This is a genomic window from Wenjunlia vitaminophila DSM 41686 (assembly GCF_000380165.1).
GTDB lineage: Bacteria > Actinomycetota > Actinomycetes > Streptomycetales > Streptomycetaceae > Wenjunlia > Wenjunlia vitaminophila.
Genome location: NZ_KB904665.1, coordinates 1 through 21,619, shown reverse-complemented (window position 1 = coordinate 21,619; position 21,619 = coordinate 1). Strand labels below are relative to the sequence as shown.

The following is a 21,619-nucleotide window of genomic DNA, read 5'->3' as shown; positions in this document are numbered from 1 at the left end:
CGAGATGATTACTGTCCGGTTATGCGTGTATTGCGGCGACTGACGGCGAACCTTGCGGTGGTGCTGGCGCTGACCGCCGGTCCGCTGGCCACCGCGGCCCCGGCGGACACGACCGGTCCTTCCACGGCTCCGGCCGGGCCCCGGGTGTTCCGCGGTTGGGCGTTGGACACCTGCACCGCCCCGGCCCTCGACACGTTGGCCGCCTGGTACGACACCACCCACTACCGCGCCCTGGGCATCTACGTCGGCGGACACGCCCGGGCCTGTGCCCAACCCCGGCTCGACCGGTCCTGGGTGGCCGGTGCGGACCGTGCCGGCTGGGGGCTGCTACCGCTGTACGTGGGTTCCCAGCCGCCCTGCGTCACCGCGGACACCAAGCAGGAGTACCTGATCGACAGCGAGGACCCGCGGGCACAGGCCAGGCACGAGGCCGCGGACGCGGTGCGCAAGGCCCGCGCCCTGGGCATCGCCCAGGGCAGCCCCCTCTACCTGGACATGGAGCACTACGACTCCACGGACAGCGAGTGCGTGCACACGGTGCTGGAGTTCACCAGGCAGTGGACCAGGAGCGTGCACGCGGCCGGCTACCTGTCCGGGTTCTACAGCAGCGCCGACTCCGGCATCAGGAGCCTGGCCGCCGCCCGACGCCAGGGGCAGGGGGACCTGCCGGACGTGGTGTGGTTCGCCCGGTGGAACGGCGAACGGACCCTGGACGAGCCGCTGCTGCGACCCGACGAGTGGCACCCGCACCGCAGGATTCACCAGTACGCGGGCGACATCCGGGAGACCCACGGCGGCCACACGCTCCTCATCGACCGCAACATGGTGGACGCCCCGGTGGCCGTGGTCGGGAGTTGAACCCCTAGGGGTGGTGCGAGGGCCCCGCCGGCCGCCCTCCTCCCCCGGGATGTGGGTCATCACCACGGGCTACGACCTGAGGGGGACCACCGGCCGCGACCTTTGGCCGATCCACTCCGCCGGACAGCCGTCCTACCGTGAGGTGCATGCAGACCGCTCCCCGCGCCAGCGCCTCCCCGACCTCCTCCCCGGTCGCGGAGACCGCCGCGTTCAGCGAGTACGTGCAGGCGAGGGGAACGGTGCTGTTGCGCGCGGCGCGTTCGCTCACCCCGAACCCGGCCGACGCCGAGGACCTTTTGCAGACCGCCCTGGCCAAGACGTACCAGGCGTGGGACCGCATCGACGACAAGCAGGCCGTCGAGGGGTACGTGCGCCGGGTCCTGGTGAACACCCGCACCTCGGAGTGGCGCCGCCGCCGGGTGGACGAGTACGCCACCGACGAACTGCCCGAACTGCCCAACCCGGCGCCCGACCCCGCCGACCAGCAGGCGCTGCGGGACGTGGTGTGGCGCGCCGTCCGCCGCCTCCCGCCGCGTCAGCAGGCCATGGTGGTGCTGCGCTACTACGAGGACCTCAGCGAGTCCCAGACCGCCGAGGTGATGGGCACCACCGTGGGCACGGTGAAGAGCGCGGTGTCCCGCGCGTTGGCCAAGATGCGCTGTGACCCCACGCTCCGCGTCGGCGCCCGCGTCGGCGCCCGCGCCGGCGTCGGGAGCGGCCGTCCGGACGTGGGACGCCTCCCCGACCGGCAGCGTCCCGCGGTGCGGGCCCCACTGCCCCAGGCCCGACGTCCGGCCTGCTGAGCGGCGGAAGTGGAAACGCGGTCGACCCAAAACTCATTCGCCGTATAGCTCCGGTACGCCACGGCTCAGGGACAGACACGGTAAGAGTGTGGATTCACCCAGTCTCGAAGCCCGACCCGTGGTGTTCGTCGGAGCCTGCGGAGGGCTAGCGGTACCACACGGTCTGCATCGAGAATCACCGCACCACGCCCGTCCGTAGATCGGGGAGGAACCGCCGGTGCAGAGCACGATGCAGGACGTACCGCTTCTCGTCAGCCGCATCCTGCGGCACGGATCGACGATCCACGGTCGGGCCCGGGTCACCACCTGGACCGGCGAGGACGAGCCGCACCGGCGGAGCTTCGCCGACGTCGGGGCGCGCTCCGCCCAACTCGCGCACGCCCTGCGGGAGCTGGGGACCGGTGAGGGCGACGTGGTCGCCACCCTGATGTGGAACAACGCCGAGCACCTCGAGACGTACCTGGCCGTGCCGTCGATGGGCGCCGTCCTGCACACCCTGAACCTGCGGCTGCCCACGTCCCAGATCTCGTGGATCATCAACCACGCCCCGGACCGGGTCATCCTGGTCAACGGCACCCTGCTGCCGCTGCTCGCCGCGGTGCTCCCGGCCTGCGACACCGTGGAACACGTGGTGGTGGTCGGGCCGGGTGACCGAACGGTGCTGGACGGCTGCCGTCCCGCCGTCCACGACTACGAGGAGCTCATCGCCGGCCGACCCACCGGCTACGACTGGCCGGAGCTCGACGAGCGCCGGCCCGCGGCGCTGTGCTACACCTCCGGCACCACCGGCGACCCCAAGGGCGTCGTCTACAGCCACCGCTCGGTGTACCTGCACTCGATGCAGGTCAACACCAGGGAGTCGTTCGGCCTGAGCTGGCAGGACACGGTGATGCCGGTGGTGCCGATGTTCCACGTCAACGCCTGGGGCCTGCCCCACGCGGCGTTCATGTCCGGCGCCTCCATGCTGATGCCCGACCGGTTCCTCCAGCCCGCGCCGCTCGCCCAGATGATCGAGAGCGAACGGCCCACGGTGGCCGGCGCCGTTCCGTCGATCTGGTCCGGGCTGCTCGCCGAGATCGACGCCAACCCACGCGACGTCAGTTCCATGGCACAGGTCATCATCGGCGGCTCCGCCTGCCCACCGGTGCTCATGCAGGCGTTCCAGGAACGGCACCGGGTGCGGGTGGTGCACGCCTGGGGCATGACCGAGATGTCCCCCCTGGGCTGCGTCTCCCACCCGCCCGGTGGTCTCGACGAGGACGCCGAGTGGGCGTACCGGGAGAAGCAGGGCCGTTTCCCGGCCGGCGTGGAGGCGAGACTGATTGGCCCGGACGGCGAGGAGATGCCACACGACGGCGTCGCCGCCGGGGAGCTCGAGGTCCGGGGCCCGTGGGTGGCGTCCGCCTACCACGGGGGCCGGGACGGGGAGCCGAGCAGGCCCGAAGACAAGTTCCGCGACGGTTGGCTGCGCACCGGGGACATCGGCACCATCAGCCCCGACGGCTACCTCGTCCTGACCGACCGGGCGAAGGACGTGATCAAGTCCGGCGGTGAGTGGATCTCCTCGGTGGAGCTGGAGAACCTCCTGATGGCCCACCCGGACGTGGTGGAGGCCGCGGTGGTCGCGGTGCCCGACGACAGGTGGGGAGAGCGACCGCTGGCCACCGTGGTGCTCAGGGAGGGCGCCGCGCCGGACTTCGCGGCGCTCCGGCTGTTCCTCGCCGAACGGCTCCCCAGGTGGCAGCTCCCCGAGCGGTGGGTGGCGGTGGACGCCGTGCCCAAGACCTCCGTCGGGAAGTTCGACAAGAAGGTGATCAGGCGCAGCCACGCCAACGGCGAGCTCGACGTGGTCACCCTCGGCCGCCTCGCTCCCCCCGTGGCCGAGCCGACCCGTCCTGAGCCCTCCCCGGCCGAAGCGGGCTGACCGCAGGAGGGGGCTGACCGGCGGAGGGGGCGCTGCCGTGCCGGGCCCGGCCCGGTGGCGTCAGCGCCCCGGAGCCCGCGTCCCGATCTTCCCGAGCAGGTCAACGATGCGCTGTTGGACATCGGTGCTGGTGGAACGTTCGGCGAGGAACAACACGGTCTCACCGGACCGCAGCCGCGGCAGCTCGTTGGGGTCGATGTCCACGGAGGTGTAGACGACCAACGGCGTGCGGTTGAGCTGCCCGCTGCCCCGCAGCCAGTCCACGATGCCCGCCCGGCGGCGCCGGATCAACATCAGGTCCATCACCACCAGGTTCGGCGGCACCTGCTCGGCCGCCGGCACCGCGTCAGCGTCCGACGGGGCGTGCGTCACCTGCATCCCGCGGCGCTCCAGGGTGGCGGTGAACGCCGCCGCGATGTCCTGGTGGCTCTCGACCAGCAGCACCCGCGGGGGGTATTGCTCGCTGTCCCGCGGGGCCAGCGCCTTGAGCAGCACGGCCGGGTCCGCCCCGTACGCCGCCTCCCGCGTCGCCTGCCCCAGACCCGCGGTGACCAGCACCGGCACCTCGGCCGCCACCGCCGCGGTGCGCAGCGACTGGAGCGCGGTCCGGGTGATCGGCCCGGTCAACGGATCGACGAACAACGCCGCGGGGAACTCCGCGACCTGTGCGTCCACCTCCTCGCGGGAACGCACGATCACCGGGTGGTAGCCGCGTTCGGTCAGCGCCTGCCGGGTGGAGGCGTCCGGCTCCGGCCAGACCAGGAGCCGACGCGGGTGGTTCCGGTCCGGTCCCTCGGGCTCGGCCACCGAGGTGACCTCGTCCAGGTGCTCGGGCCCCTCCGCGCCCTCGGCGGGGGCACCAATCGTGAACTCCCGCCCGTTGCCGACCACCGCCCGTTCGACGAAACCCCGGGGGTTCGCTGCCTGCGCGCCGGCCGCCCGTGGCACGGCGCCACCCGGACCGCCCTGCGTGTCGTCGCCCGTCGCCAGCGCCAGGGCCCCCCCCGGGGCCGGGAAGCCCTGGGTGTCGCCGTCGGCGCCGCCGGGCGCGGGGAGTCCGGCGGCCGGGCCCGCGACGGGCGCCTCCGCCGAACCCGTGCCGTTGACCCGGGGACGGGCGTGGCTGCCCCGCCCAGCCTCCGGAGCCGCGGCGACGGAGGGCTCCGGGCCGAGGGCGATGGCACGGCCGTGCGTGCCGCTCCCGGCGTGCACCCCACCGGTGGCCTGGCCGTCCCCGGCGGCCGCGATGGCCCGGGCGTCGCCCTGACCCGGCTGCGCGGAGGGCCGCGCACCGTTGCGCTGCGCCGCCGGGGCCGCCTTGCCCCGCGGTGCCTGGGCCTGCTCCGCCGCGGGGGCGGGCCGTTGCTCCGGCGCCGCCAGCTTGCGGCGCCGACCCGAGCCCGAGGGGGCGGGGACCAGCACGTCCTGTCCGCCCGACGAGCCCTCACCCGCCTGCTGGGCCAGCGGCACACCCTGTCCCAGGGTGCGCACGCGCACCTGCTGGCCGGGCGCCTGCGCGGGAACGGTGAACTGCTCCGCCGGCGTCGGGGCCTGGGGGAGCGCCCGCCGGGCCCGGCGTCCTGTCCCACCGCCCGCCCCACCGCGACCAGCGCCGTCCGTGTCCGGGGCCCCGCTGGCGACCGGAGCCGCGCCGTTCGCCACGACCGCGCTCGGCTCGGGGACCGGCCCCGCGCCGCCGGGGAGCGCCGCCACCGCCCTCGGCTCGCCGCGCAACGCACGCCGCCTGCCGGTGGGCTGCTCGGGAACGGCCGGCAGCGCGGGGGCCGCCACGGGGGTGAGGCCCCCGGGGGCCGCGGGGGGGAGGGCGAGCGCTGAGTCCGGGGGCGCCTGCCGCTGCCTGGGCGGCCGGTTCGGCCTGCCTTCGTGGCCCGGCCCGCCGGAGGTGCGGGGGCCGGGCGCCGGGGCCGGCCGTTCGACCGTCCCGGTGCCCGAGGTCTGACCGTCGGCGCCGGCACCCGGTCCGGCCTTCTGGCCGCCCCTGGCGGCGCCGGGGGTCAGCGGCACCTCCACCACGTAGGCACTGCCCTGCCCGGGCACCTCGTGCACCTGGAGGACCCCGCCGTGCCGGTCCACCACGCTGCGCGCCAGCGGGAGGTGCACCGGGTGTCCGCCGCCGTGCGGCCCGCGGACCTCGATCCGCGCCACCTCGCCGCGTTGCGCCGCCGCGACGACCACCGTGGAGTCCCCGGTGCCGCTGAGCCCGGTCGCGTCCACCCCGACCGTGTCCGCGATCAGGTGCGCCAGGGCCTGCGCCATCCGTTCCCCGTCCAGGGTCACCTCCACCGGCGGGGCGTGCACCGCGTACTGCGCCCGGCCGGGGCCGATCAGCTCGATCGCGCCCTCGACGCCGGCCGCGACCACCTCGTCGAGACCCACCGGCTGCCGGTCGAGCTGCTCCTCCCCGCTCTCCAGCCGCTGGAACGCCAGGACGTTGTCCACCAGGGTGGTCATCCGCCCGTAGCCGGCCGCGAGGTGGTGCAGGATCTGGTTGGCCTCCGGCCACAACTGGCCCGCGGGATCGGCCGCGAGCTGCGTCAACTGCTGGCGCAGCTCGTTCAGGGGACCGCGCAGGGAGGACTCCAGGACGGCCTTGAGCTGTTCGTTGCGCGTGTTGACCGCGTCGAAGCGGGTCCGGTCGGTGAAGGTCATGACGGCCCCGACGAGCTGGTCGCCGTCCCGCACCGGGGCGGTGGTGAGGTCCACCGGGACCGCCTTGCCGTCCTTGCGCCACAGCACCACCCCGCGGACCCGGTGCTTGCGGCCCGAGCGCAGGGTGTCGCTCAGCGGCGACTCCTCCGCGGGCAGGGGACTGCCGTCCGCCCGCGAGTGGTGGATCAGTGGGTGCAGCTCCTGGCCGCCGAGGTCGCTCGCCCGGTACCCGAGGATCTGGGCCGCTGACGGGTTGACCAGCACCACCTTGCCCTCGACGTCCACCCCGACCACGCCCTCGGCCGCGGCCCGCAGGATCATCTCGGTCTGCCGCTGCTGGCGGGCCAGCTCGGCCTCGGTGTCCAACGTGCCGGTGAGGTCGCGGACCACGAGCATCAGCAGCTCGTCACCGGTGTAGTGGTCGGGCTGGGCGTACGGGGTGCGCGGGTCCTCCAGGTTGGCGCTGGTCACCTCGACCGGGAACTCCACGCCGTCGGTCCGCCGCGCCACCATCCTGGTCGGCCTGGTGCGTTCGGCGAACTGCTGGTCGGCCCGCCGCATCGACCCGGGGATGCGCTTGCTGTCGAACGTCGGCAGCAGGTCCAGCAGGCCCCGCCCGACCAGGGCGGTCCCGGGGGTCTCGAAGGTCTCGAGCGCTATGGCGTTGGCGTTGACGACCGTGCCGTTGCAGTTGACCAGCAGCAGCGCGTCGGGGAGGGCGTCGAGTATGGCTGCGAGGCGAGCAGCGCCTCGGGATGGCCTGCTGCTCACGACGACGCGTCCTCCCTAGCTGTGACCACTGCGCCGACGGCTCATCTTGCCGTCCCCCCGAGGCATATCACTAGGGGAGTGTACGGCCGAAGCGCCCACGCCCTGGCCGCCAACCGCCGGCAGCGCGCGGGGTCTTTCGATCCTGGGTTTTTGCCGAGCCGAGGACCGGCCGAGTAGCGTAGTCTTCTGGTTGGTGGCTGGCCGGTGGGCTGTGCCATCATCTATCACGCGCTGGACGCACGAGCGGCGGCGTGTGGGAGGCTTCGCCTAGTCTGGTCTATGGCGCCGCACTGCTAATGCGGTTGGGGGCTTCAACCCCCTCCCGGGTTCAAATCCCGGAGCCTCCGCTCACTCCCAGCCCCGTCGGCCATGCCGCCGGGGCTGTGGCATGTCGGCGTCCCCGTCCGCGCGTGTTCGCTCACAGCGAAATCCGGTCTGTCGTGCCCGGCGCGTCGCCTCCCGTCCCCCTCCTCCCTGCCGGTGCCCCTACCGGGAAACTCGATTTCATGTCCGGGGCCGCCTCATGTAATGTTGTCCCCGCGCAGCCGGAAAGACCGCCACCGCGGGAACCACCGCGGAGGACCGGGCGCTCGTAGCTCAACGGATAGAGCATCTGACTACGGATCAGAAGGTTGCAGGTTCGAATCCTGCCGAGCGCGCAACACGTCAGGGCCCCTTGGGATCATCTCCCGAGGGGCTTCTTGGTGTCACCGGGTTGCGCCGGGGCGCCCCGTGGTCGGCAGGGCACGGAAGGCGGCGGGACACGCGCGCCTTTGTGCTGCCACTGCTGCCTCAGTCGGAACAAGATGGTTACCATCGGTGGATGACGCCCATCGCGGACGAGACCCGCACCGTGTACGAGAAGATCGCCGTTGACCTGCGCAGACAGATCGCGGCGGGGACGCTGAGGCCGGGCGACCGGCTGGACTCGGTTCGGAAGATCGCCGAGCAGTTCGACGCCTCACCGGGGACGGCCAAGCAGGCGTTGCACCTGCTGAGGTCGTGGGGGCTGGTCTACGCCGACTCCACCCGTGGCTACTTCGTGAGCAGCGAACCCGTCCCGCAGGACGAAACGGGGCCAGGGCCGGAACTCGAGGCGGTGATGCGGGAGATCCGGGCGGTCCGCGACGAGGTACGGGGCCTGGGTGAGCGCCTGCAACGCCTCGAGGAGCTGGTCCAGGGTGCGGAACGGCCCGCGCCGTGAGGTCGTCGCCGCGTTCTGCGGGGAGCCCGGGCCGCGGCGCCGGCGGTACGGTCAGCCCTCCCCGGTGAGGTGGCGGCAGTAGCGGGTGATCCGGGCGCGCTGCGCCGCCGGGGGACCGGAGGGGGCGCGGGCCGCGGCAGCCAGACGGCCGGTCTGCTCCGGGGTGAGGGAGCCCGGGGACGACAGGTGGCGGTGGCACAGGGCGATGAGGGGCTCCGCGGTGGTGGTCGGCGGGTCGCTGACGACCGGCGGGGAGGAGGTGCCCTGGGACGGGCTGCCGGGGCTACCGGGGCTACCGGGGTTGCTCGGGTTGCTCGGGCTGCTGAGGGTGGCGGGAGGCAACACGGTCCCTGGGGCAGCGGAGGGACCGGAGGGCGGGGCGGAGGACGGAGTGGTGGACCTGTCCGGCGGGGCGGCCAGGGTGCCCGGGAGGCCCGAGGGGGCGGCTGCGGGGGGCCGGGGGGAGCCGGCCGGCCGTTCAGGTGCGGGGGCGGGGGACCAGGGCGCGGCCTGGGAGCGACGGGACGTTTCTGCGTGCCCGGTCGTGTGCGGGCCCGGCAGGGAGCCGCCGCCCGTGACGAGGGCCAGCGCCGTCAGCAACGCGGCGGCCGAGCCGATCACCGCGGCACCACGGGACCGCGTCACCAGGTGTCGCCGGACCGGGGACAGCCCGGTGCCCGCCTCGCGGAACGCGGCAACTGCCGCGTCCTCACCGGCCAGTTCGCCCTCGCGGCCGGGAGCGGTGGCCGCGGCGAGGAGGGCGGTGAGGGCGTCCGTGCCAGCCTGGTCGTCGAGCCCGGCCTCGTGCAACAACTCCCGCGCGGCGGCGTCGTGCTCGGTCCGCCGGTGGCGGTGTGCGCTCATCGAGGACTCCTTGCGTGGAGACCCCCAGCCATCGCCGGGGGAGGGAACGCATCCTGGACGCGGAGCCGCGCGGCGGTGGAGCACGCCGCGCACCGGCGACAACAGTCTCCGGCAACGAGGGAGCCGACGGTACGTGAGCTGGGACACGGCGGGGCCGTGACCGAGGATGCCACCGTTGGCGCCAGGGTCAAGGGCCACACGCTGGCGCGGGTGGGGCTGGTGTGAGACCTCAACGGGGGTCCTCCCGCGCGGGGCGGTCAGCGACGGAGCAGGAAACCCAGCAGGCGACCACGGGAACCCCGACCTGCGGGCGGAGAGCAAGTCGACTCATTCGTTCAGCGTCCTGGCCGTGGCTCCCGTCACGACCTCGGCGGAACTCGGGGTTCTCGCCGTCAGCATCCTGGCCAGCCGCCGCAACCCCCGGTGGGCGGCCGAACGCACCGCGCCGGAGCGCTTGCCCAGGATGCGGGCGGTGGTCTCCACGTCGAGGTCGAGCACGATCCGCAGCACCAGCGCCTCGGCCTGGTCGCGCGGTAGCTGGCCGAGCAGGGCCACGGCCTCGTCGGTGCTGATGGCGGTCAGGGCGGCCTCGGCGGTGTTCTCCGGGGCGGGCCGGGAGACGACCAGGTCCTCGACCGGGGCGTCGGCGACCGGGCGGCGCTGCACCCGGCGCAGGTGGTCGATGGCGCGGTTGCGGGCGATGGTGGTCGTCCAGGCCCGGAAGTCGTCGGCGTCCCCGTGGAACGAGCCGAGTCCCCGCACGATCTGCACCCAGGAGTCGGCGGCCACGTCCTCGGCCTCCTCGCCGACCAGGGTGCGCAGGTAACGCAGGAGGCCCGGTTGTAAGGCCCGGTAGACGAGCCGGAAGCCGTCCTCCGAGCCGTGGCGCGCGGCGGTGACCGCGGCGGCGAGTGTGTCGTCGTCGCCCACGGTGCCGTCGCGTGATTCGTACACCCAGCTCATGATGGTCCATTCGCTGAGCTGGGCGAAAGCCCAACGACTGACTGTGGACCCCGGGCTGTTACGGACTCATGTGTGAATGCCCGAGGTCCTCCCCGGGAGTCGATTTCGCGCTCCGTGCCCGGCGCCGCCGGGCACGGAGGGGCGGACGGGAGGGCCTGTTCGGGTCCCGCTCGGCGGTGCCCGGGTGCCGGCGCACCCCATAAGCTCGTTGCTGCTCCGCGGCGGCGGAGCTCGTGACGAGGGAGTGAGTGACGTGGCCCGCAGTCGTGCTGGTCACCCGCTGGCCAGTGTGTGGCTGGCCGAGCGTGCCAAGCCGTCGCGCCGGGCGGCGCCGGAGGGGCTCGACCGGGAGCGGATCGTGGCGGCGGTGACGCGACTGCTGGACGCCGAGGGCCTGTCCGGCTTCTCCATGCGCCGGCTCGTCGCCGAACTCGGCGTCAGCGCCATGTCGGTCTACTGGTACGTCGACACCAAGGACGACCTGCTGGAGATGGCGCTCGACGCGGTCAGCGGCGAGGTGCGGCTGCCCGACCCCGCGGCGGAACGTCCCTGGCAGGAGGACCTGCGCCAGCTCGCCTCCGAGCTGCGCAGTGCCCTGGTCGCCCATCCCTGGGCGTCCCGGCTCATCGGCGAGTACCTCAATGTCGGCCCGAACTCCCTGGCCATGACCGTCACCGCGCTGCGGGTCCTGGACAAGGCGGGCGTCCACCGGAGCGCTGCCCCAGGAGCGCTCTCCGCGCTCTACCAGTTCGTCTACGGCTACGCCACCGTGGAGGGCCGCTGGGTGGAACGCTGCCAGGCCGCGGGGGTGGACCAGGACGCGGTCCTGCGCGACGTCTTCCAGGCGCTGATGGCGATGCCCGGCCTCGCCGAGCAGGTGCCGATCCTCCAGGAACGGATAGAGGCGCCGTTCGAGCAGACCCGGGAGCGGGACTTCCGGATCGCCCTCGACACCGTCGTGGCCGGCCTGGAGGTCATGGCCGGGCGCCACCGGGACGGTGCCTAGGCGCCTGCCGGCAGCCGGACGGAGGTTCCGCGGGCGGCCCCGCGCGGCGTCGCCGGGTGGGGGAGCGCCCGCGCGGAACGCCGCTCAGTGCCCCTCGGCCACCACCCGGGCCGGGAAGCCGCCGGTCGCGACCGGTCCCCACCGGCGGGGGACGATCCGCAGCAGGGACTTGCCCTGGCGGAGCATGGCCGCCCGGTACTCGTCCCAGTCCGGGTGCTCACCCGCGATGGCGCGGTAGTACTCGACCAGCGGCTCCACCGACGCGGGTGGGTCGATGACCTCGCCGTCACCGTCGATCTGCACCCAGGGCCCGTCCCAGTCGTCGGACAGCACGACGACGCTCACCGTGGGGTCGCGCCGGACGTTGCGGGTCTTGGCCCGCTCCGGGTACGTCGAGACCACGATCCGGCCGGACCCGTCCACGCCGCAGGTCACCGGGGAGCCCTGGGGCCTGCCGTCGCCGCGGGTGGTCAACAGGATCGCGCGGTGCCGTGGACGGACGAACTCCAGTAGCTCCGGGAGGCTGACCGGCCGGGACGTCGCGATGTTCGGAGGCGCCATGTCGGTCAGCGTACGCCGGGCGGCGCGGGACGGCCGGCCGACGGGTCCGTGACGCTCGGGTCGATGACGCTCGTCCCGGCGGTGGTCGCCTCGGTGACGGTCGGGTCCGTGACGGTCGTCCCGGCGGTGGTCGCCGCCCGCGCGGGGCCGGCGCCACGGGCCCGGTCCGCCACGCCACCCCCGGTGCGCAGCGGCACCTCCTTGATGAACAGCATGACCACCAGGGCCAGCGCCGCGAACGGCGCCATGTACAGGAAGACGTCGCCGAGCCCGTGCCCGTACGCGTCCTCGACCACCGCGCGGACGGGGCCGGGGAGCTTGTCCAGGTCGGGAATGGTGCTGCCGCCGCCGGAGGGCACCTGAAGGTGCTCGCGGGCGAACCCGCTGCGGGTGTAGTCGGCGACCCTGCTCCCCAGCACGGCGCCGAGCGCCGACACCCCGACGGCCCCGCCGAGGGAGCGGAAGAACGTCACCAGCGAACTGGCCGCGCCCAGTTCGTGCGGGGCCACCTGGTTCTGCACGGACAGCACCAGGTTCTGCATGGTCAGGCCGAGCCCCAGGCCGCCGACGAACATCGCGAGGGCGACCAGCGGGTAGTCGCTGTCCGCGCGCACGCCGCCGAGCGAGCCGTAGCCCACCGCGGTCAGCACCCCACCGGCGACCAGGAACCCCTTCCAGCGTCCGGTCCTGGTGATGATCCGCCCGGAGACCGCGGAGCTCAGGGACAGGCCGAGGATCAGCGGCGTGGTCAGCACCCCGGCCATGGTCGGCGACTCGCCCTTGGCGAGTTGGAAGTACTGGCTGAGGAAGACCGTGGAACCGATCATGACCAGGCCGATGAGCAGGCTGGCGACGGTCGCCAGGGTCACCGTGCGGTTGCGGAACAGCCGCAGCGGGACGACCGGTTCACTGGCCGTGGACTCCACCAGCAGGAAGGCCAGCGCGAGGACCACGGCGCCGCCGGTCATCGCCCACGTCTGCCAGGAGACCCAGGGGTAGCGGTCCCCGGCGAGGGAGACCCAGATCAGCAGCAGCGACACCGAGGAGGTGATCAGGGTGGCCCCGGCCCAGTCCACCTTCACCTGGCGCCTGACCACCGGCAGGTTCAGGGTCTTCTGCAGCGCCAGCAGGGCGACGACGGCGAACGGTACGCCGGCGTAGAAGCACCAGCGCCAGCCCAGCCACGGGGTGTCCACGATGACGCCGCCGATCAGCGGACCGCATATGGTGCCGAGCGCGTAGACCGCGCCGAGGTAGCCGCTGTACCGTCCCCGCTCCCGGGGAGCGATCATCGCCGCCATGATCACTTGGACCAGGGCACTCAGCCCGCCGACGCCGATCCCCTGGACCACCCGGGCGCTGATCAGCATGCCGGTGTTCTGGGAGAGCCCGGCGACCGCGGACCCGCAGACGTAGATCACCAGAGCCGTCTGCACCAGCACCTTCTTGCTGGTGAGGTCGGCCATCTTGCCCCACAGCGGGGTGGACGCGGTCATCGCGAGCAGGGTGGCGGTGACCACCCAGGTGTAGGAGGTCTGGCTGCCGTGCAGGTCATGGATGATCGTCGGCAGGGCGTTGGAGACGATCGTGGACGACAGGATCGCCACGAACAGTCCGAGCAGCAGCCCGGAGAGCGCCTCCATGATCTGCCGGTGGGTCATCGGCGGAAGCGCGTCGTCCGTGGCCGTGCTGCCTTCCGGCGCGTCTCCCGTTGCGGTCGAGGTCATGCTGTCTCTCCATCGAGGCGGGTCCGGTCGCGCTCGGCCGGAGCCTTCCGGGTCGGGGGCCCGGCGGCGCACGTTCCGGGCCGGCGCCCGTCCGGGTCGGGTGGTTCGGTCGGCACGCGAACCGGACCGCCCGTCAGGCGGGCCGCCGGGTCGCCACCTGGGTCCCCTCCGGCTCCTGCGGGTGCGCTCCCGCGTCCCGCGGGCGGTGGACCGGGTCCTTCGGGGCGGTGGAACCCCGTGCCCCGGAAATGGTTGCCTCGAGCAACGGTAAGTTGATTAGTTGCAACAAGCAAATGAAATGAGGGGGCCTGCCAGCAAAGAAACGGAAAAGCCTCCGGGCCCCCGGTGCGGCAGGACCTGGCTGCCGTGCCCGGGGGGCCGGAGCAGCCCCAGCGGCTCGCCGTGCCGCCACCGGTCGGGACGTTGGGGCGGCCGGCGGCGCGGGCGTCGCGGCCCGGGGCTCAGGCCGAGGCGTCGCCCAGCAGCGAGAGGTCGTCCTGGGTCAGCCGCAGCTCGGCGGACGCCAGCAGCGGCGCGAGCTGTTCCGGGGTGCGGGCGCTGGCGATGGGTGCCACCACGGTCGGCTGTGCCGCCAGCCAGGCCAACGCCACCGTGGCGACCTCGGCCTCGTGCCGGGCGGCCACCTCGTCGAGCGCGGCCAGCACCCGCGGTCCGCGGGGCGACGCCAGGTACTCCGCCGCCCGGGCCGCACGGGGGCTCTCCACGGCGGAGCCCGGCCGGTACTTGCCGGTGAGGAACCCGGAGGCCAGGGCGTAGTAGGGAAGCGTGCCGAGGCCGTTCGCCTCGACCACGGCGCGCTCGCCCTGCTCGTACTCCTCGCGGAAGACCAGGTTGTAGTGCGGCTGGACGGCGACGTACCGGGGCAGGCCTTCCCGGTCGGCGACGGCCAGGGCCTCGGCCAGCCGGGCACCGGTGAAGTTGGAGGCCGCGACGTGCCGGACCTTGCCCTCCTGGATCAGCTCGCCGAACGCGGAGAGCGTCTCCTCCACCGGGGTGTCCGGGTCGTCGTAGTGCGCGTAGTAGAGGTCGATGCGGTCCGTGCCGAGGCGGCGCAGCGACTCCTCCGCCGCGCGCTTGACCGTTGCCGCGGACAGGCCCCGCAGGCCCGGGAAGGCACCGAGCTTGGTGGCCACCACGACCGAGTCACGGTTGCCGCGGGAGGCCAGCCACCGTCCGATGATCTGCTCTGACTCACCGCCGGAGTTGCCCTCCACCCAGGCGGAGTACACGTCCGCGGTGTCGATCAGGTTCCCGCCCGCGTCGGTGTAGGCGTCGAGGACGGCGAAGGACTGCCGTTCGTCCGCGGTCCAGCCGAAGACGTTGCCGCCCAGGGCGAGGGGGTAGACGTTGAGATCCGAAGTGCCGAGCTGTCTCATGTCCGGGGCAACGAGACGGGGGAGTTCGATGTTCCGTGGTCCGCGCGCATTCGTTAGAGTCCCGTCCCATGGCTGACAACGAACACGACCCCGCCGGCAGCACCCAGATGTTCCGGGCGTTCGTCGACGAAGGGGCCAACACCCCGGAGCCCGCGGGCACCAACAACCGCACCACACTGATCGCCGTCGTGGCGGTGATCGCCGTGGTGGCGGTCGCCGCTCTGGCGTGGATGGCGCTGAAGTAGCCGGTCCGGGCGGCACCCGAATGGCTCCGCCCGGTGCCGCGCCGGGTTCCGGCTCCGTCCGGTGGCGGCGCGGCCCCGGGCCGGTTCTAAGGCCGGCGCGCCGGTACGCGGCGCAGGCACCTGACACGGCGAAGGGGCGCCAGCGCGCTGACGCCCCGTGAGCCGGTGGGCGACCACCGGCCCCCGTCGGGGGAGCCGGGACGACGCCGCCCTGCGGGGCCGGGTCAGGACTCGGCGATGAGGCCCTCGCGCAACTGGGCCAGGGTCCGGGTCAGCAGGCGGGAGACGTGCATCTGCGAGATGCCGACCTCCTCACCGATCTGGGACTGCGTCATGTTGCTGAAGAACCGCAGCATGATGATCCGGCGCTCCCGCGGGGGCAGGCTGGCCAGCAGGGGCTTGAGCGACTCGCGGTACTCCACGCCCTCGAGCGCGGAGTCCTCGTAGCCGAGCCGGTCGGCGAGCGAGCCCTCGCCGTCCTCCTCGGGCGGGGGCGAGTCCAGGGAGCTGGCGGTGTACGCGTTGCCCACCGCCAGGCCGTCCACCACGTCCTCCTCGGAGACCCCGAGGCACTGGGCGAGCTCCGCGACCGTGGGCGAACGGTCGAGCTGCTGGGACAGCTCGTCGCTGGCCCGGGTCAGGGCGAGCCGCAGCTCCTGGAGCCGCCGGGGCACCCGCACCGACCAACTGGTGTCCCGGAAGAACCGCTTGATCTCGCCGACCACCGTGGGCATGGCGAACGTCGGGAACTCCACGCCGCGGCCGGCGTCGAACCGGTCGATCGCTTTGATCAGGCCGATGGTGCCCACCTGGATGATGTCTTCCATGGGCTCGTTGCGGCTGCGGAAGCGTGCCGCCGCGTACCGGACCAGCGGCAGGTTCAGCTCGATCAGCGTGTCGCGCACGTAGGTGCGCTCCGCGCAGTCCTCCGTGAGTTCGGCGAGCCGCAGGAACAGGGACCGGGACAGGGTACGGGTGTCGATGGAGTCACTGTTGTAGGACGGCGCTGGCCGACTGGCGGGAATCGTCGAGCTGCCCAGTTGTGCGGACATGCCACCCCCTCCTGAGGTCGCTTCTCGATCACGGTAGTGCGATCGAGCTGCCTCAACCTGAATACCGGAGCCTGAGCCCCGTCAAACGCGGTTCGTGCGTCATGTCATAGGGCAACAACGCTGCGTAACGCCAAATCGACAAATATCGGACTCCGAATTCACCCTGTTTGCTTAGGGTTCGATGGGATTTGCGGAGCGCAGCCGCGCAAAACTGCGCGAGAGTAGGCGAGAGACGTGCATCTGTGAGACCCCTAGCTCCGCACTGATCTGGGACTGGGTCAGGTTCCCGAAGTAGCGCAGCAGCAGAATCCTTCGTTCCCTTTCCGGGAGTTGGACCAGCAGGTGCCGGACGAGGTCCCGGTGTTCGACACCGGCCAGCGCCGGGTCCTCGTAGCCGAGCCGGTCCAGCAGCGCCTGGGACCCCTCGCCCTCCTGGGCGGCCTCCAGCGACGTGGCGTGGTAGGCCCGTCCCGCTTCCAGGCAGGAGAGCACCTCCTCCTCCCCGATCTTCAGCCGGTCGGCGATCTCCCCGGTCGTCGGCGAGCGTCCGTGGGCCACCGTGAGGTCCTCGATGGCGCCGCTCACCTGGACCCAGAGTTCGTGCAGCCGGCGGGGCACGTGCACGGTGCGGACGTTGTCCCGGAAGTACCGCTTGATCTCGCCCACCACGGTGGGCATGGCGAACGTGGGGAACTGCACCCCGCGCGACGGGTCGAACCGGTCGATGGCGTTGATCAGGCCGATCGTGCCGACCTGGACGACGTCCTCCATGGGCTCGTTGCGGCTGCGGAAGCGTGCCGCCGCGTACCGGACCAGTGGCAGGTTGACCTCGATGAGCGCGTCGCGCACCCGGGCGTGCTCCGGGGTCCCCGGGGTGAGCCCGCTCAGCTTCTCGAACAGGACCCGGGTCAGTGCCCGGGCGTCCACGGTGCTGCTCTTGGGCGGGCGGCGCCGGCGGGGGCCGGGGGCGGCGCCGGCGGGCGCGGCCGGGACGTCCGGGGCGGCGCCGGGATCGGGAGGGGCACACGGCCCGGCGGGGGTGGGGGCGCGCGGGGGCGCTCCCCGGACCGGTGCGGTGGTCGGGTGCGCGTCGGTGACGGGATCGGTGCGGGCGTGGGTGACCGCCTCCCGGGGGCGGGCCTGGACGGTGGCAGCCCCGGGGTCGATCGGTGCGGTACTCGCCGATACGGACATGCCACCTCTCGTCAGACAACGCCATGTGACCGGCACATCAGGCAAAACCGGTCATAGCATCACAAGACATGTGACTGTGTGCAAGCACCGTTATGGCGACGTGTTGTTGACGGGAGTCGAGGACCGGCTCGGGAAGGGAGGGGCGTCGGGAAGGCGGCGGCCGGGTCGGGGAGAGGAGGGGAGACCGGACCCGGGTGTGGCCGTCAGGGACGGACCGTCCTCACCGGCCCCGCGCTCCGCGACGGGCCGGGATCAGTGGCGCGACTCAGTTGACGAGCTCGGTCATGAACTCGCCGATCTGCCCGGCGGCCTTGGAGATGCCCTCGAAGCCGATCTGAACCAGTTCGGCTGAACGCTCCGGTGAGCTGATGATCGTGTAGAGGACGAACACGATCAGGATGTAGAGGGTGACCTTCTTCGCCTGTGCCATGCGCTGCCTCCCCGCTCCCCGGTGCGGTGAGTCTATCTGTCCATAGGCTGAAGGAGGGACCCAATTCGCCCGTCAGTCGAGCCAACGCCAAGACCCCCGCAGGGCGCCTGCCCTGCGGGGTGCTGACATGAGAAGCGGTAGCGGTGGGATTTGAACCCACGGAGGAGTTGCCCCCTCACACGCTTTCGAGGTCTGTGAGCGAGTGTACAGCCCGGTTCACGGCCGGTGCGGCACCGGCTTGATCGGCTCGTCTGGACGACTGTGAACGGCCGCGACCGTCGATGAATGAGACCAGAACTGAGACCAGGGCATCCTGGTCGGCGTCGGGCAGAACGGCCGGCGTCGTCTACCCGGCTTGGTCGCGCGTGACTGGCTCCAGGTCGTCAGCCTGCGTCACCCACTCCGCGCCCCCTTGAGGCGGACGGAGCCACACCTTGGTCGGGGGCTCGAGCTGCCGGTCTCCGGAGTACAGGCCGACGGACATCACCACCCCGGTCTGGCCGGTGACGGTGTCCAGCACGGTGGCACCGCACCGCAGCCAGTCCTCCATCCTCGGTTGCTTCCCTCGATCGGGTGTGCGTCCGGCAGACTTCCCCATGCTCATCAGCTCCCTGACTGGACAACCCTCGGGCCGGATGTGTGGCCCCCGAGGGGTTCTCGTCAAATTACCGCTATAGGCCGCTGCATGGGGCTGTATGGAGCTACCTGCCGATGCCGACCGCAGACCATCGCCCTACGGTCCCGATCGTGAGCGATGAGATCGGGTACGTGTACGTGCGCGTGGCCGACGCGGTCGAAGCCGAGATCAGGGCGGGGCGTCTGCCCTACGGCGCGCGGTTGCCGAACGAGCGGGACATGGGTACGCAGTACGGCGTTGCCCCGGGCACCGCGCGGCGGGCAGTCCAGGAACTACGGGATCGCGGGCTGGTGGTCACGCTGCCCAACAAGGGCACGTTCGTCACCGTGCGGCAGGGCGGAGAGTCCGGGGAACTTCCGGGCGCCGACTCGTAGGGAACAGGCCGCCGGCTGAGTTCCGCCCCCCCGGCGGTGAGCGAATCGGTACTGCCGACGGCCGACGTCCTCTTCTCTCGGTCGGAACGGTGTACGTTACCGGGGCTCGGGGCCGCGGAGTCCATCGTCGTCGCTGCCAATGACTGTCGTTAGGGCAGAGAGGCGAAGGACTCCGAGCTCCCCCCTCCTGTCGCCCGGGCCAGCTCGCCCATCGAGGTGACCACTGCTGCAGCTCCAGCCCTGGTCAGTGCCGCGTCCTTGCCCGGCTTGTTCGCGTACCCGATCGCATCCATGCCAGCGGCGTGGGCAGCCTCGATGTCTCGCACCGCATCGCCGACGAAGATGCAGTCGCCCGGTCTTGCCCCGGCTGCCGCCATCGCAGCGAACAGGAGCTCCGGGGATGGCTTCATGGATCTCGGATGACCGCTCACCCGGCCGAACTGGCCGGCGATGAGTCGGCCGAGTCCATGGGTGTCCACGTAGCGTGCGATGGCCACCGTCGCGTTGTTGCTGACCATCCAGACCACACGCCCGCTCGCTGCACACGCCTCAAGGAAGGCCACCCCGCCCGGTGTCGGCTGGGCCCGATCAACGGCCTCCATCTCCAGCCGTGCCAGCGTTTCGTCAGCCAGTGGCACTAGGTCGTCCCGCTCGTCAGCGATCCGCCGAAGCATTGCCAGCGGGTCGGACTCCTCGTGCCCGGGAGGCGGACCGTCGGGACCCGACAACTGTTCGGCCAGGCGCCGCGCGACTTCGGGTGCCGGAACCCCCGCGAAGACCGAGCAGACAGGACCGTCGAAGTCGAGGAGTACGTGCCGTACAGGAGCAAGGACGGAGGCCAGTCCCTCCGAGGGCATGCTCATGACTCACGCTCGTACGCGATGGTGTTCCAGATACTCTCGAACCACCTGGTGGCCTGCTGGACGTACTGCGACCCCATGGACTCGCTGTCGGAGCCCGCTGCGTGGTGGAAGAGGGTGGCGTCCTTGCCGGTGACGTCGAAGAAGGTGCGCGACTCGCTCGCCACCTCCATCGTGCGTTCGCGCAGCGGGTAGAAGCCGAAGAACACGTCGCGGTGGTTGAGGACGTAGAGCTTGAACAGCGATGTCGCTCGGTAGACCTTCACATTCACCGATGCCTTCTCGACCAGTCCGAGCTCGGCCAGCACCTCGACTGAGTGCCGGATGCCAGCGGCAGCCGTCAGCGCGATGTCCCGGGCTCGGTCGCGGAGCGCAGGGTCGTCTTTGAGCCCGTCCACTAGCGTCGGCACCGCCATCGGCGCCGTGGTGTCCGGCAGGAGCAGCCGGACCTCGATCGACTCGGGGCGGAGTCGGCCAGCGCGAATCTTGTCGAGCGGTTCCTGCATCGCGCTGTGCAGCGTCTCGCTGCTGAACCCGGCGAAGTCGACCGTGACGTGGGGATCGGCGAACGCCATCTCCAGGTGAGGCCGCAGACCCACCGGTCGTTCAGTCCGCTCACGGACGAAGGAGCCGGACCCCTTGCGGGTCACGATCAGCCCTTCGTCCCTGAGCATGTCGAGGGCCCGGGTCACCGTCCCCCGGGCAACCTGGAACCGCTTCGCCAGCTCGGGTCCGGACGGCAACTGCTTCCCGGGCTCGAACTTTCTCGTGAGGATTTCGGCGCGCAGCACGCTGCTGACCTGCAAGTACGGCGGGCGCTCATCGTTCGGGTCAAGGCTCATACCGCCATGCTACCCACTTGCTCAACCTGCGCGACCTCCCCAACCTTCTTGACCTGCTTAAGCAGGTTGCCTATGTTGAGCATGTCGCCACCGGGAGAACGCGGAGGCGGCGTGAAGGCCCTTCTTTGGGCTGCACGTGTACAGGGCGGGGACGCTGCAATCCCGCTAAAGGCCAGGCAGAACAGGGTTTCGGCCCGTACTGGCGAGGTGGCCCGGCGACCGCGAGCAACGGCCGGAGAGTGGGGGCGAGGCCCCCCTTGCAGTGCGACATCCCGTAGGCCAACACGAGAGGAGATCCGAATGCGTCAGCGACGAACGCTCTGGGCGCCGCCCGTGCTGGACCGGCACAGCGGCAACGCCCTTCGCGTCACCCCTCCGCCTACAGCCGCCCTGCCGGGACGAGATCCCCGCCAGGACGGCTGACCGCGGAAAGCTTCCCGCCGCGCAGAGCGGCGGGGCCGGCTGCCTCCTTCGCCCGTCCGGCGCCCTTGTGCGTCGTACGGGCGGGGTCGCGGGGAGCCGGATCGGCTCAGCACGAACGCGCCCCAGACAGCGATTGCCGCGCTGCCTGGGGCTTCGCACACCTACCTGATGTGGAGGAAGGCATGCGGTACGAGGGTATCCCGATCGGGGCCACGGCCCTGACGGACGAGGAGCGGGCGGAGCTCAGCAGGAAGGTGAAGGAGGCCAACAAGCGGAGCGAGGAAGGTCGCGGGGGTGGTCAGCGATGACTATGGCCGTGCGCCCGACGGGGATGAGTCGGGCTGAGTCGGGGTGGGGTACGAGCACCCGGATCACGGAGAAGCCCACGCCGGCCTGCGTCGGGAAGTGGGACTTGTACGACAAGGTCGAGCACCCGACCAGCACGGTCAGCGCCGCTGAATGGCGCCGGGCGTATGAGCGGGCCTACTGGACCTGTGTCGGGTGTCCGCTGGCCGCGTCGTGTGACCGGGCGGTTTGGCACATCGCGGACCCGGAGCCGAACGGGGGCTACCCCCTGACGCTGCCGTGGGCGCGGTACCTGACCCCTGAGGATCTGGGGGGATTCCTGGGGGAGCTGGCTGCGGCCTGCTCCGGTGGGGACAAGGCCGCGCTGGATGCGGTCCGCAAGGTGGTGGTGGAGGCGTGGCCGCCGACGCGGAGGCCGGTCCTGCCGTGGGCGTCCCGCCTCGCCCCCCGCCACATGAAGCAGTTCCTCGGCGAGCTGGCTGAGGCCGCGGCCGTCCCGCCGGACGGG

Annotated in this window: 20 protein-coding genes, 2 tRNA genes and 1 pseudogene; 11 read left to right on the top strand and 12 right to left on the bottom strand. The window is 72.1% G+C overall.

The window, feature by feature from the left end:
- The first annotated feature begins 21 nt into the window (after nucleotides 1-21).
- The 3 genes and pseudogenes from A3IG_RS0112020 (at nucleotide 22) to A3IG_RS0112010 (ending at nucleotide 3,585) form a co-directional block, all read left to right on the top strand.
- On the top strand, nucleotides 22-858 hold the full coding sequence (locus A3IG_RS0112020) for a DUF1906 domain-containing protein (protein ID WP_040911308.1): 837 nt from the start codon (nucleotides 22-24) through the stop codon (nucleotides 856-858).
- Nucleotides 859-1,004: 146 nt separating this feature from the next.
- A pseudogene (locus tag A3IG_RS0112015) lies at nucleotides 1,005-1,532 on the top strand (SigE family RNA polymerase sigma factor); the annotation flags it as partial.
- Nucleotides 1,533-1,878: 346 nt separating this feature from the next.
- A complete protein-coding gene (locus A3IG_RS0112010; protein WP_018383813.1) occupies nucleotides 1,879-3,585 on the top strand; it encodes a long-chain fatty acid--CoA ligase in 1,707 nt (568 codons plus the stop codon).
- Between the two features lie 60 nt (nucleotides 3,586-3,645).
- Here the strand turns inward: A3IG_RS0112010 and A3IG_RS0112005 are convergent, their stop codons facing one another.
- Nucleotides 3,646-7,026 (bottom strand): response regulator, encoded by a 3,381-nt coding sequence (locus A3IG_RS0112005; RefSeq protein ID WP_018383812.1) that lies wholly within the window; start codon nucleotides 7,024-7,026, stop codon nucleotides 3,646-3,648.
- A 256-nt stretch (nucleotides 7,027-7,282) separates the two neighbouring features.
- Here A3IG_RS0112005 and A3IG_RS0112000 point away from each other — a divergent pair.
- From A3IG_RS0112000 to A3IG_RS31865, 3 genes are all read left to right on the top strand, one after another.
- Nucleotides 7,283-7,373: transfer RNA gene (locus tag A3IG_RS0112000), tRNA-Ser, on the top strand.
- Nucleotides 7,374-7,612: 239 nt separating this feature from the next.
- Nucleotides 7,613-7,685: transfer RNA gene (locus tag A3IG_RS0111995), tRNA-Arg, on the top strand.
- Nucleotides 7,686-7,849: 164 nt separating this feature from the next.
- Nucleotides 7,850-8,230: a GntR family transcriptional regulator gene (locus tag A3IG_RS31865; protein WP_018383811.1), complete on the top strand. Its 381-nt coding sequence runs from the start codon at nucleotides 7,850-7,852 to the stop codon at nucleotides 8,228-8,230.
- Between the two features lie 51 nt (nucleotides 8,231-8,281).
- Here A3IG_RS31865 and A3IG_RS34190 read toward each other — a convergent pair whose 3' ends face one another.
- Nucleotides 8,282-9,094: a hypothetical protein gene (locus tag A3IG_RS34190; RefSeq protein ID WP_026220181.1), complete on the bottom strand. Its 813-nt coding sequence runs from the start codon at nucleotides 9,092-9,094 to the stop codon at nucleotides 8,282-8,284.
- Nucleotides 9,095-9,421: 327 nt separating this feature from the next.
- Nucleotides 9,422-10,057 (bottom strand): RNA polymerase sigma factor, encoded by a 636-nt coding sequence (locus A3IG_RS0111980; protein WP_018383810.1) that lies wholly within the window; start codon nucleotides 10,055-10,057, stop codon nucleotides 9,422-9,424.
- A 253-nt stretch (nucleotides 10,058-10,310) separates the two neighbouring features.
- Here A3IG_RS0111980 and A3IG_RS0111975 point away from each other — a divergent pair, with 253 nt between their 5' ends.
- Nucleotides 10,311-11,063 carry a TetR/AcrR family transcriptional regulator C-terminal domain-containing protein gene (locus A3IG_RS0111975; RefSeq protein WP_026220180.1) on the top strand — a complete coding sequence of 251 codons (753 nt, stop codon included), beginning with the start codon at nucleotides 10,311-10,313 and terminating at the stop codon, nucleotides 11,061-11,063.
- Nucleotides 11,064-11,147: 84 nt separating this feature from the next.
- On the opposite strand, the gene A3IG_RS0111970 is transcribed toward A3IG_RS0111975, so the two are convergent.
- The 3 genes from A3IG_RS0111970 to A3IG_RS0111960 all read right to left on the bottom strand — a co-directional run bounded on the left by A3IG_RS0111970 (nucleotide 11,148) and on the right by A3IG_RS0111960 (nucleotide 14,748).
- The gene (locus A3IG_RS0111970; RefSeq protein ID WP_018383808.1) at nucleotides 11,148-11,624 is read right to left on the bottom strand and encodes a PPOX class F420-dependent oxidoreductase; all 477 of its coding nucleotides are present in this window, start codon (nucleotides 11,622-11,624) and stop codon (nucleotides 11,148-11,150) included.
- A gap of 5 nt (nucleotides 11,625-11,629) precedes the next feature.
- On the bottom strand, nucleotides 11,630-13,351 hold the full coding sequence (locus tag A3IG_RS0111965) for an MDR family MFS transporter (protein ID WP_018383807.1): 1,722 nt from the start codon (nucleotides 13,349-13,351) through the stop codon (nucleotides 11,630-11,632).
- A 461-nt stretch (nucleotides 13,352-13,812) separates the two neighbouring features.
- On the bottom strand, nucleotides 13,813-14,748 hold the full coding sequence (locus A3IG_RS0111960; protein ID WP_018383806.1) for an aldo/keto reductase: 936 nt from the start codon (nucleotides 14,746-14,748) through the stop codon (nucleotides 13,813-13,815).
- A 68-nt stretch (nucleotides 14,749-14,816) separates the two neighbouring features.
- Between A3IG_RS0111960 and A3IG_RS34550 the strand changes: the two genes are divergently transcribed.
- The gene (locus tag A3IG_RS34550; RefSeq protein ID WP_018383805.1) at nucleotides 14,817-14,993 is read left to right on the top strand and encodes a hypothetical protein; all 177 of its coding nucleotides are present in this window, start codon (nucleotides 14,817-14,819) and stop codon (nucleotides 14,991-14,993) included.
- A gap of 224 nt (nucleotides 14,994-15,217) precedes the next feature.
- Here the strand turns inward: A3IG_RS34550 and A3IG_RS0111950 are convergent, their stop codons facing one another.
- From A3IG_RS0111950 to A3IG_RS0111935, 4 genes are all read right to left on the bottom strand, one after another.
- Nucleotides 15,218-16,045, bottom strand: coding sequence for an RNA polymerase sigma factor SigF (locus A3IG_RS0111950; RefSeq protein WP_018383804.1), 828 nt, complete (start codon nucleotides 16,043-16,045; stop codon nucleotides 15,218-15,220).
- Between the two features lie 171 nt (nucleotides 16,046-16,216).
- Entirely contained in the window at nucleotides 16,217-17,239 is a 1,023-nt protein-coding gene (locus tag A3IG_RS29450) for an RNA polymerase sigma factor SigF (RefSeq protein WP_018383803.1), read from the bottom strand.
- Between the two features lie 265 nt (nucleotides 17,240-17,504).
- Entirely contained in the window at nucleotides 17,505-17,669 is a 165-nt protein-coding gene (locus A3IG_RS34545; protein ID WP_018383802.1) for a hypothetical protein, read from the bottom strand.
- A 346-nt stretch (nucleotides 17,670-18,015) separates the two neighbouring features.
- Nucleotides 18,016-18,219 carry a hypothetical protein gene (locus A3IG_RS0111935; RefSeq protein ID WP_018383801.1) on the bottom strand — a complete coding sequence of 68 codons (204 nt, stop codon included), beginning with the start codon at nucleotides 18,217-18,219 and terminating at the stop codon, nucleotides 18,016-18,018.
- A gap of 197 nt (nucleotides 18,220-18,416) precedes the next feature.
- On the opposite strand from A3IG_RS0111935, the gene A3IG_RS0111930 reads away from it, so the two are divergent.
- Nucleotides 18,417-18,680, top strand: a complete 264-nt coding sequence (locus A3IG_RS0111930; protein WP_407701022.1) for a GntR family transcriptional regulator — start codon at nucleotides 18,417-18,419, stop codon at nucleotides 18,678-18,680.
- Between the two features lie 149 nt (nucleotides 18,681-18,829).
- Here A3IG_RS0111930 and A3IG_RS0111925 read toward each other — a convergent pair whose 3' ends face one another.
- Nucleotides 18,830-19,543, bottom strand: coding sequence for an HAD family hydrolase (locus A3IG_RS0111925; protein WP_026220179.1), 714 nt, complete (start codon nucleotides 19,541-19,543; stop codon nucleotides 18,830-18,832).
- The gene (locus tag A3IG_RS0111920) at nucleotides 19,540-20,382 is read right to left on the bottom strand and encodes a GntR family transcriptional regulator (protein WP_018383798.1); all 843 of its coding nucleotides are present in this window, start codon (nucleotides 20,380-20,382) and stop codon (nucleotides 19,540-19,542) included. The genes A3IG_RS0111925 and A3IG_RS0111920 overlap by 4 nt, the downstream gene beginning before the upstream one ends.
- A 605-nt stretch (nucleotides 20,383-20,987) precedes the next feature.
- Here A3IG_RS0111920 and A3IG_RS35710 point away from each other — a divergent pair.
- Together A3IG_RS35710 and A3IG_RS34185 are read left to right on the top strand one after the other, a co-directional pair.
- On the top strand, nucleotides 20,988-21,113 hold the full coding sequence (locus tag A3IG_RS35710; RefSeq protein ID WP_018383797.1) for a hypothetical protein: 126 nt from the start codon (nucleotides 20,988-20,990) through the stop codon (nucleotides 21,111-21,113).
- 104 nt (nucleotides 21,114-21,217) lie between these two features.
- Nucleotides 21,218-21,619 (top strand): hypothetical protein (locus tag A3IG_RS34185; RefSeq protein WP_158676907.1); only part of this gene is annotated, 402 nt, incomplete at its 3' end.

Bases quoted from the DNA above. Each gene is read 5' to 3' on its own strand.
- A3IG_RS0112020 (WP_040911308.1), top strand. From the start codon at position 22: ATGCGTGTATTGCGGCGACTGACGGCGAACCTTGCGGTGGTGCTGGCG.
- A3IG_RS31865 (WP_018383811.1), top strand. From the start codon at position 7,850: ATGACGCCCATCGCGGACGAGACCCGCACCGTGTACGAGAAGATCGCC.
- A3IG_RS34190 (WP_026220181.1), bottom strand. From the start codon at position 9,094: ATGAGCGCACACCGCCACCGGCGGACCGAGCACGACGCCGCCGCGCGG.
- A3IG_RS0111980 (WP_018383810.1), bottom strand. From the start codon at position 10,057: ATGAGCTGGGTGTACGAATCACGCGACGGCACCGTGGGCGACGACGAC.
- A3IG_RS0111970 (WP_018383808.1), bottom strand. From the start codon at position 11,624: ATGGCGCCTCCGAACATCGCGACGTCCCGGCCGGTCAGCCTCCCGGAG.
- A3IG_RS0111965 (WP_018383807.1), bottom strand. From the start codon at position 13,351: ATGACCTCGACCGCAACGGGAGACGCGCCGGAAGGCAGCACGGCCACG.
- A3IG_RS0111960 (WP_018383806.1), bottom strand. From the start codon at position 14,748: ATGAGACAGCTCGGCACTTCGGATCTCAACGTCTACCCCCTCGCCCTG.
- A3IG_RS34550 (WP_018383805.1), top strand. From the start codon at position 14,817: ATGGCTGACAACGAACACGACCCCGCCGGCAGCACCCAGATGTTCCGG.
- A3IG_RS0111950 (WP_018383804.1), bottom strand. From the start codon at position 16,045: ATGTCCGCACAACTGGGCAGCTCGACGATTCCCGCCAGTCGGCCAGCG.
- A3IG_RS29450 (WP_018383803.1), bottom strand. From the start codon at position 17,239: ATGTCCGTATCGGCGAGTACCGCACCGATCGACCCCGGGGCTGCCACC.
- A3IG_RS34545 (WP_018383802.1), bottom strand. From the start codon at position 17,669: ATGGCACAGGCGAAGAAGGTCACCCTCTACATCCTGATCGTGTTCGTC.
- A3IG_RS0111935 (WP_018383801.1), bottom strand. From the start codon at position 18,219: ATGGAGGACTGGCTGCGGTGCGGTGCCACCGTGCTGGACACCGTCACC.
- A3IG_RS0111925 (WP_026220179.1), bottom strand. From the start codon at position 19,543: ATGAGCATGCCCTCGGAGGGACTGGCCTCCGTCCTTGCTCCTGTACGG.
- A3IG_RS0111920 (WP_018383798.1), bottom strand. From the start codon at position 20,382: ATGAGCCTTGACCCGAACGATGAGCGCCCGCCGTACTTGCAGGTCAGC.
- A3IG_RS35710 (WP_018383797.1), top strand. From the start codon at position 20,988: ATGCGGTACGAGGGTATCCCGATCGGGGCCACGGCCCTGACGGACGAG.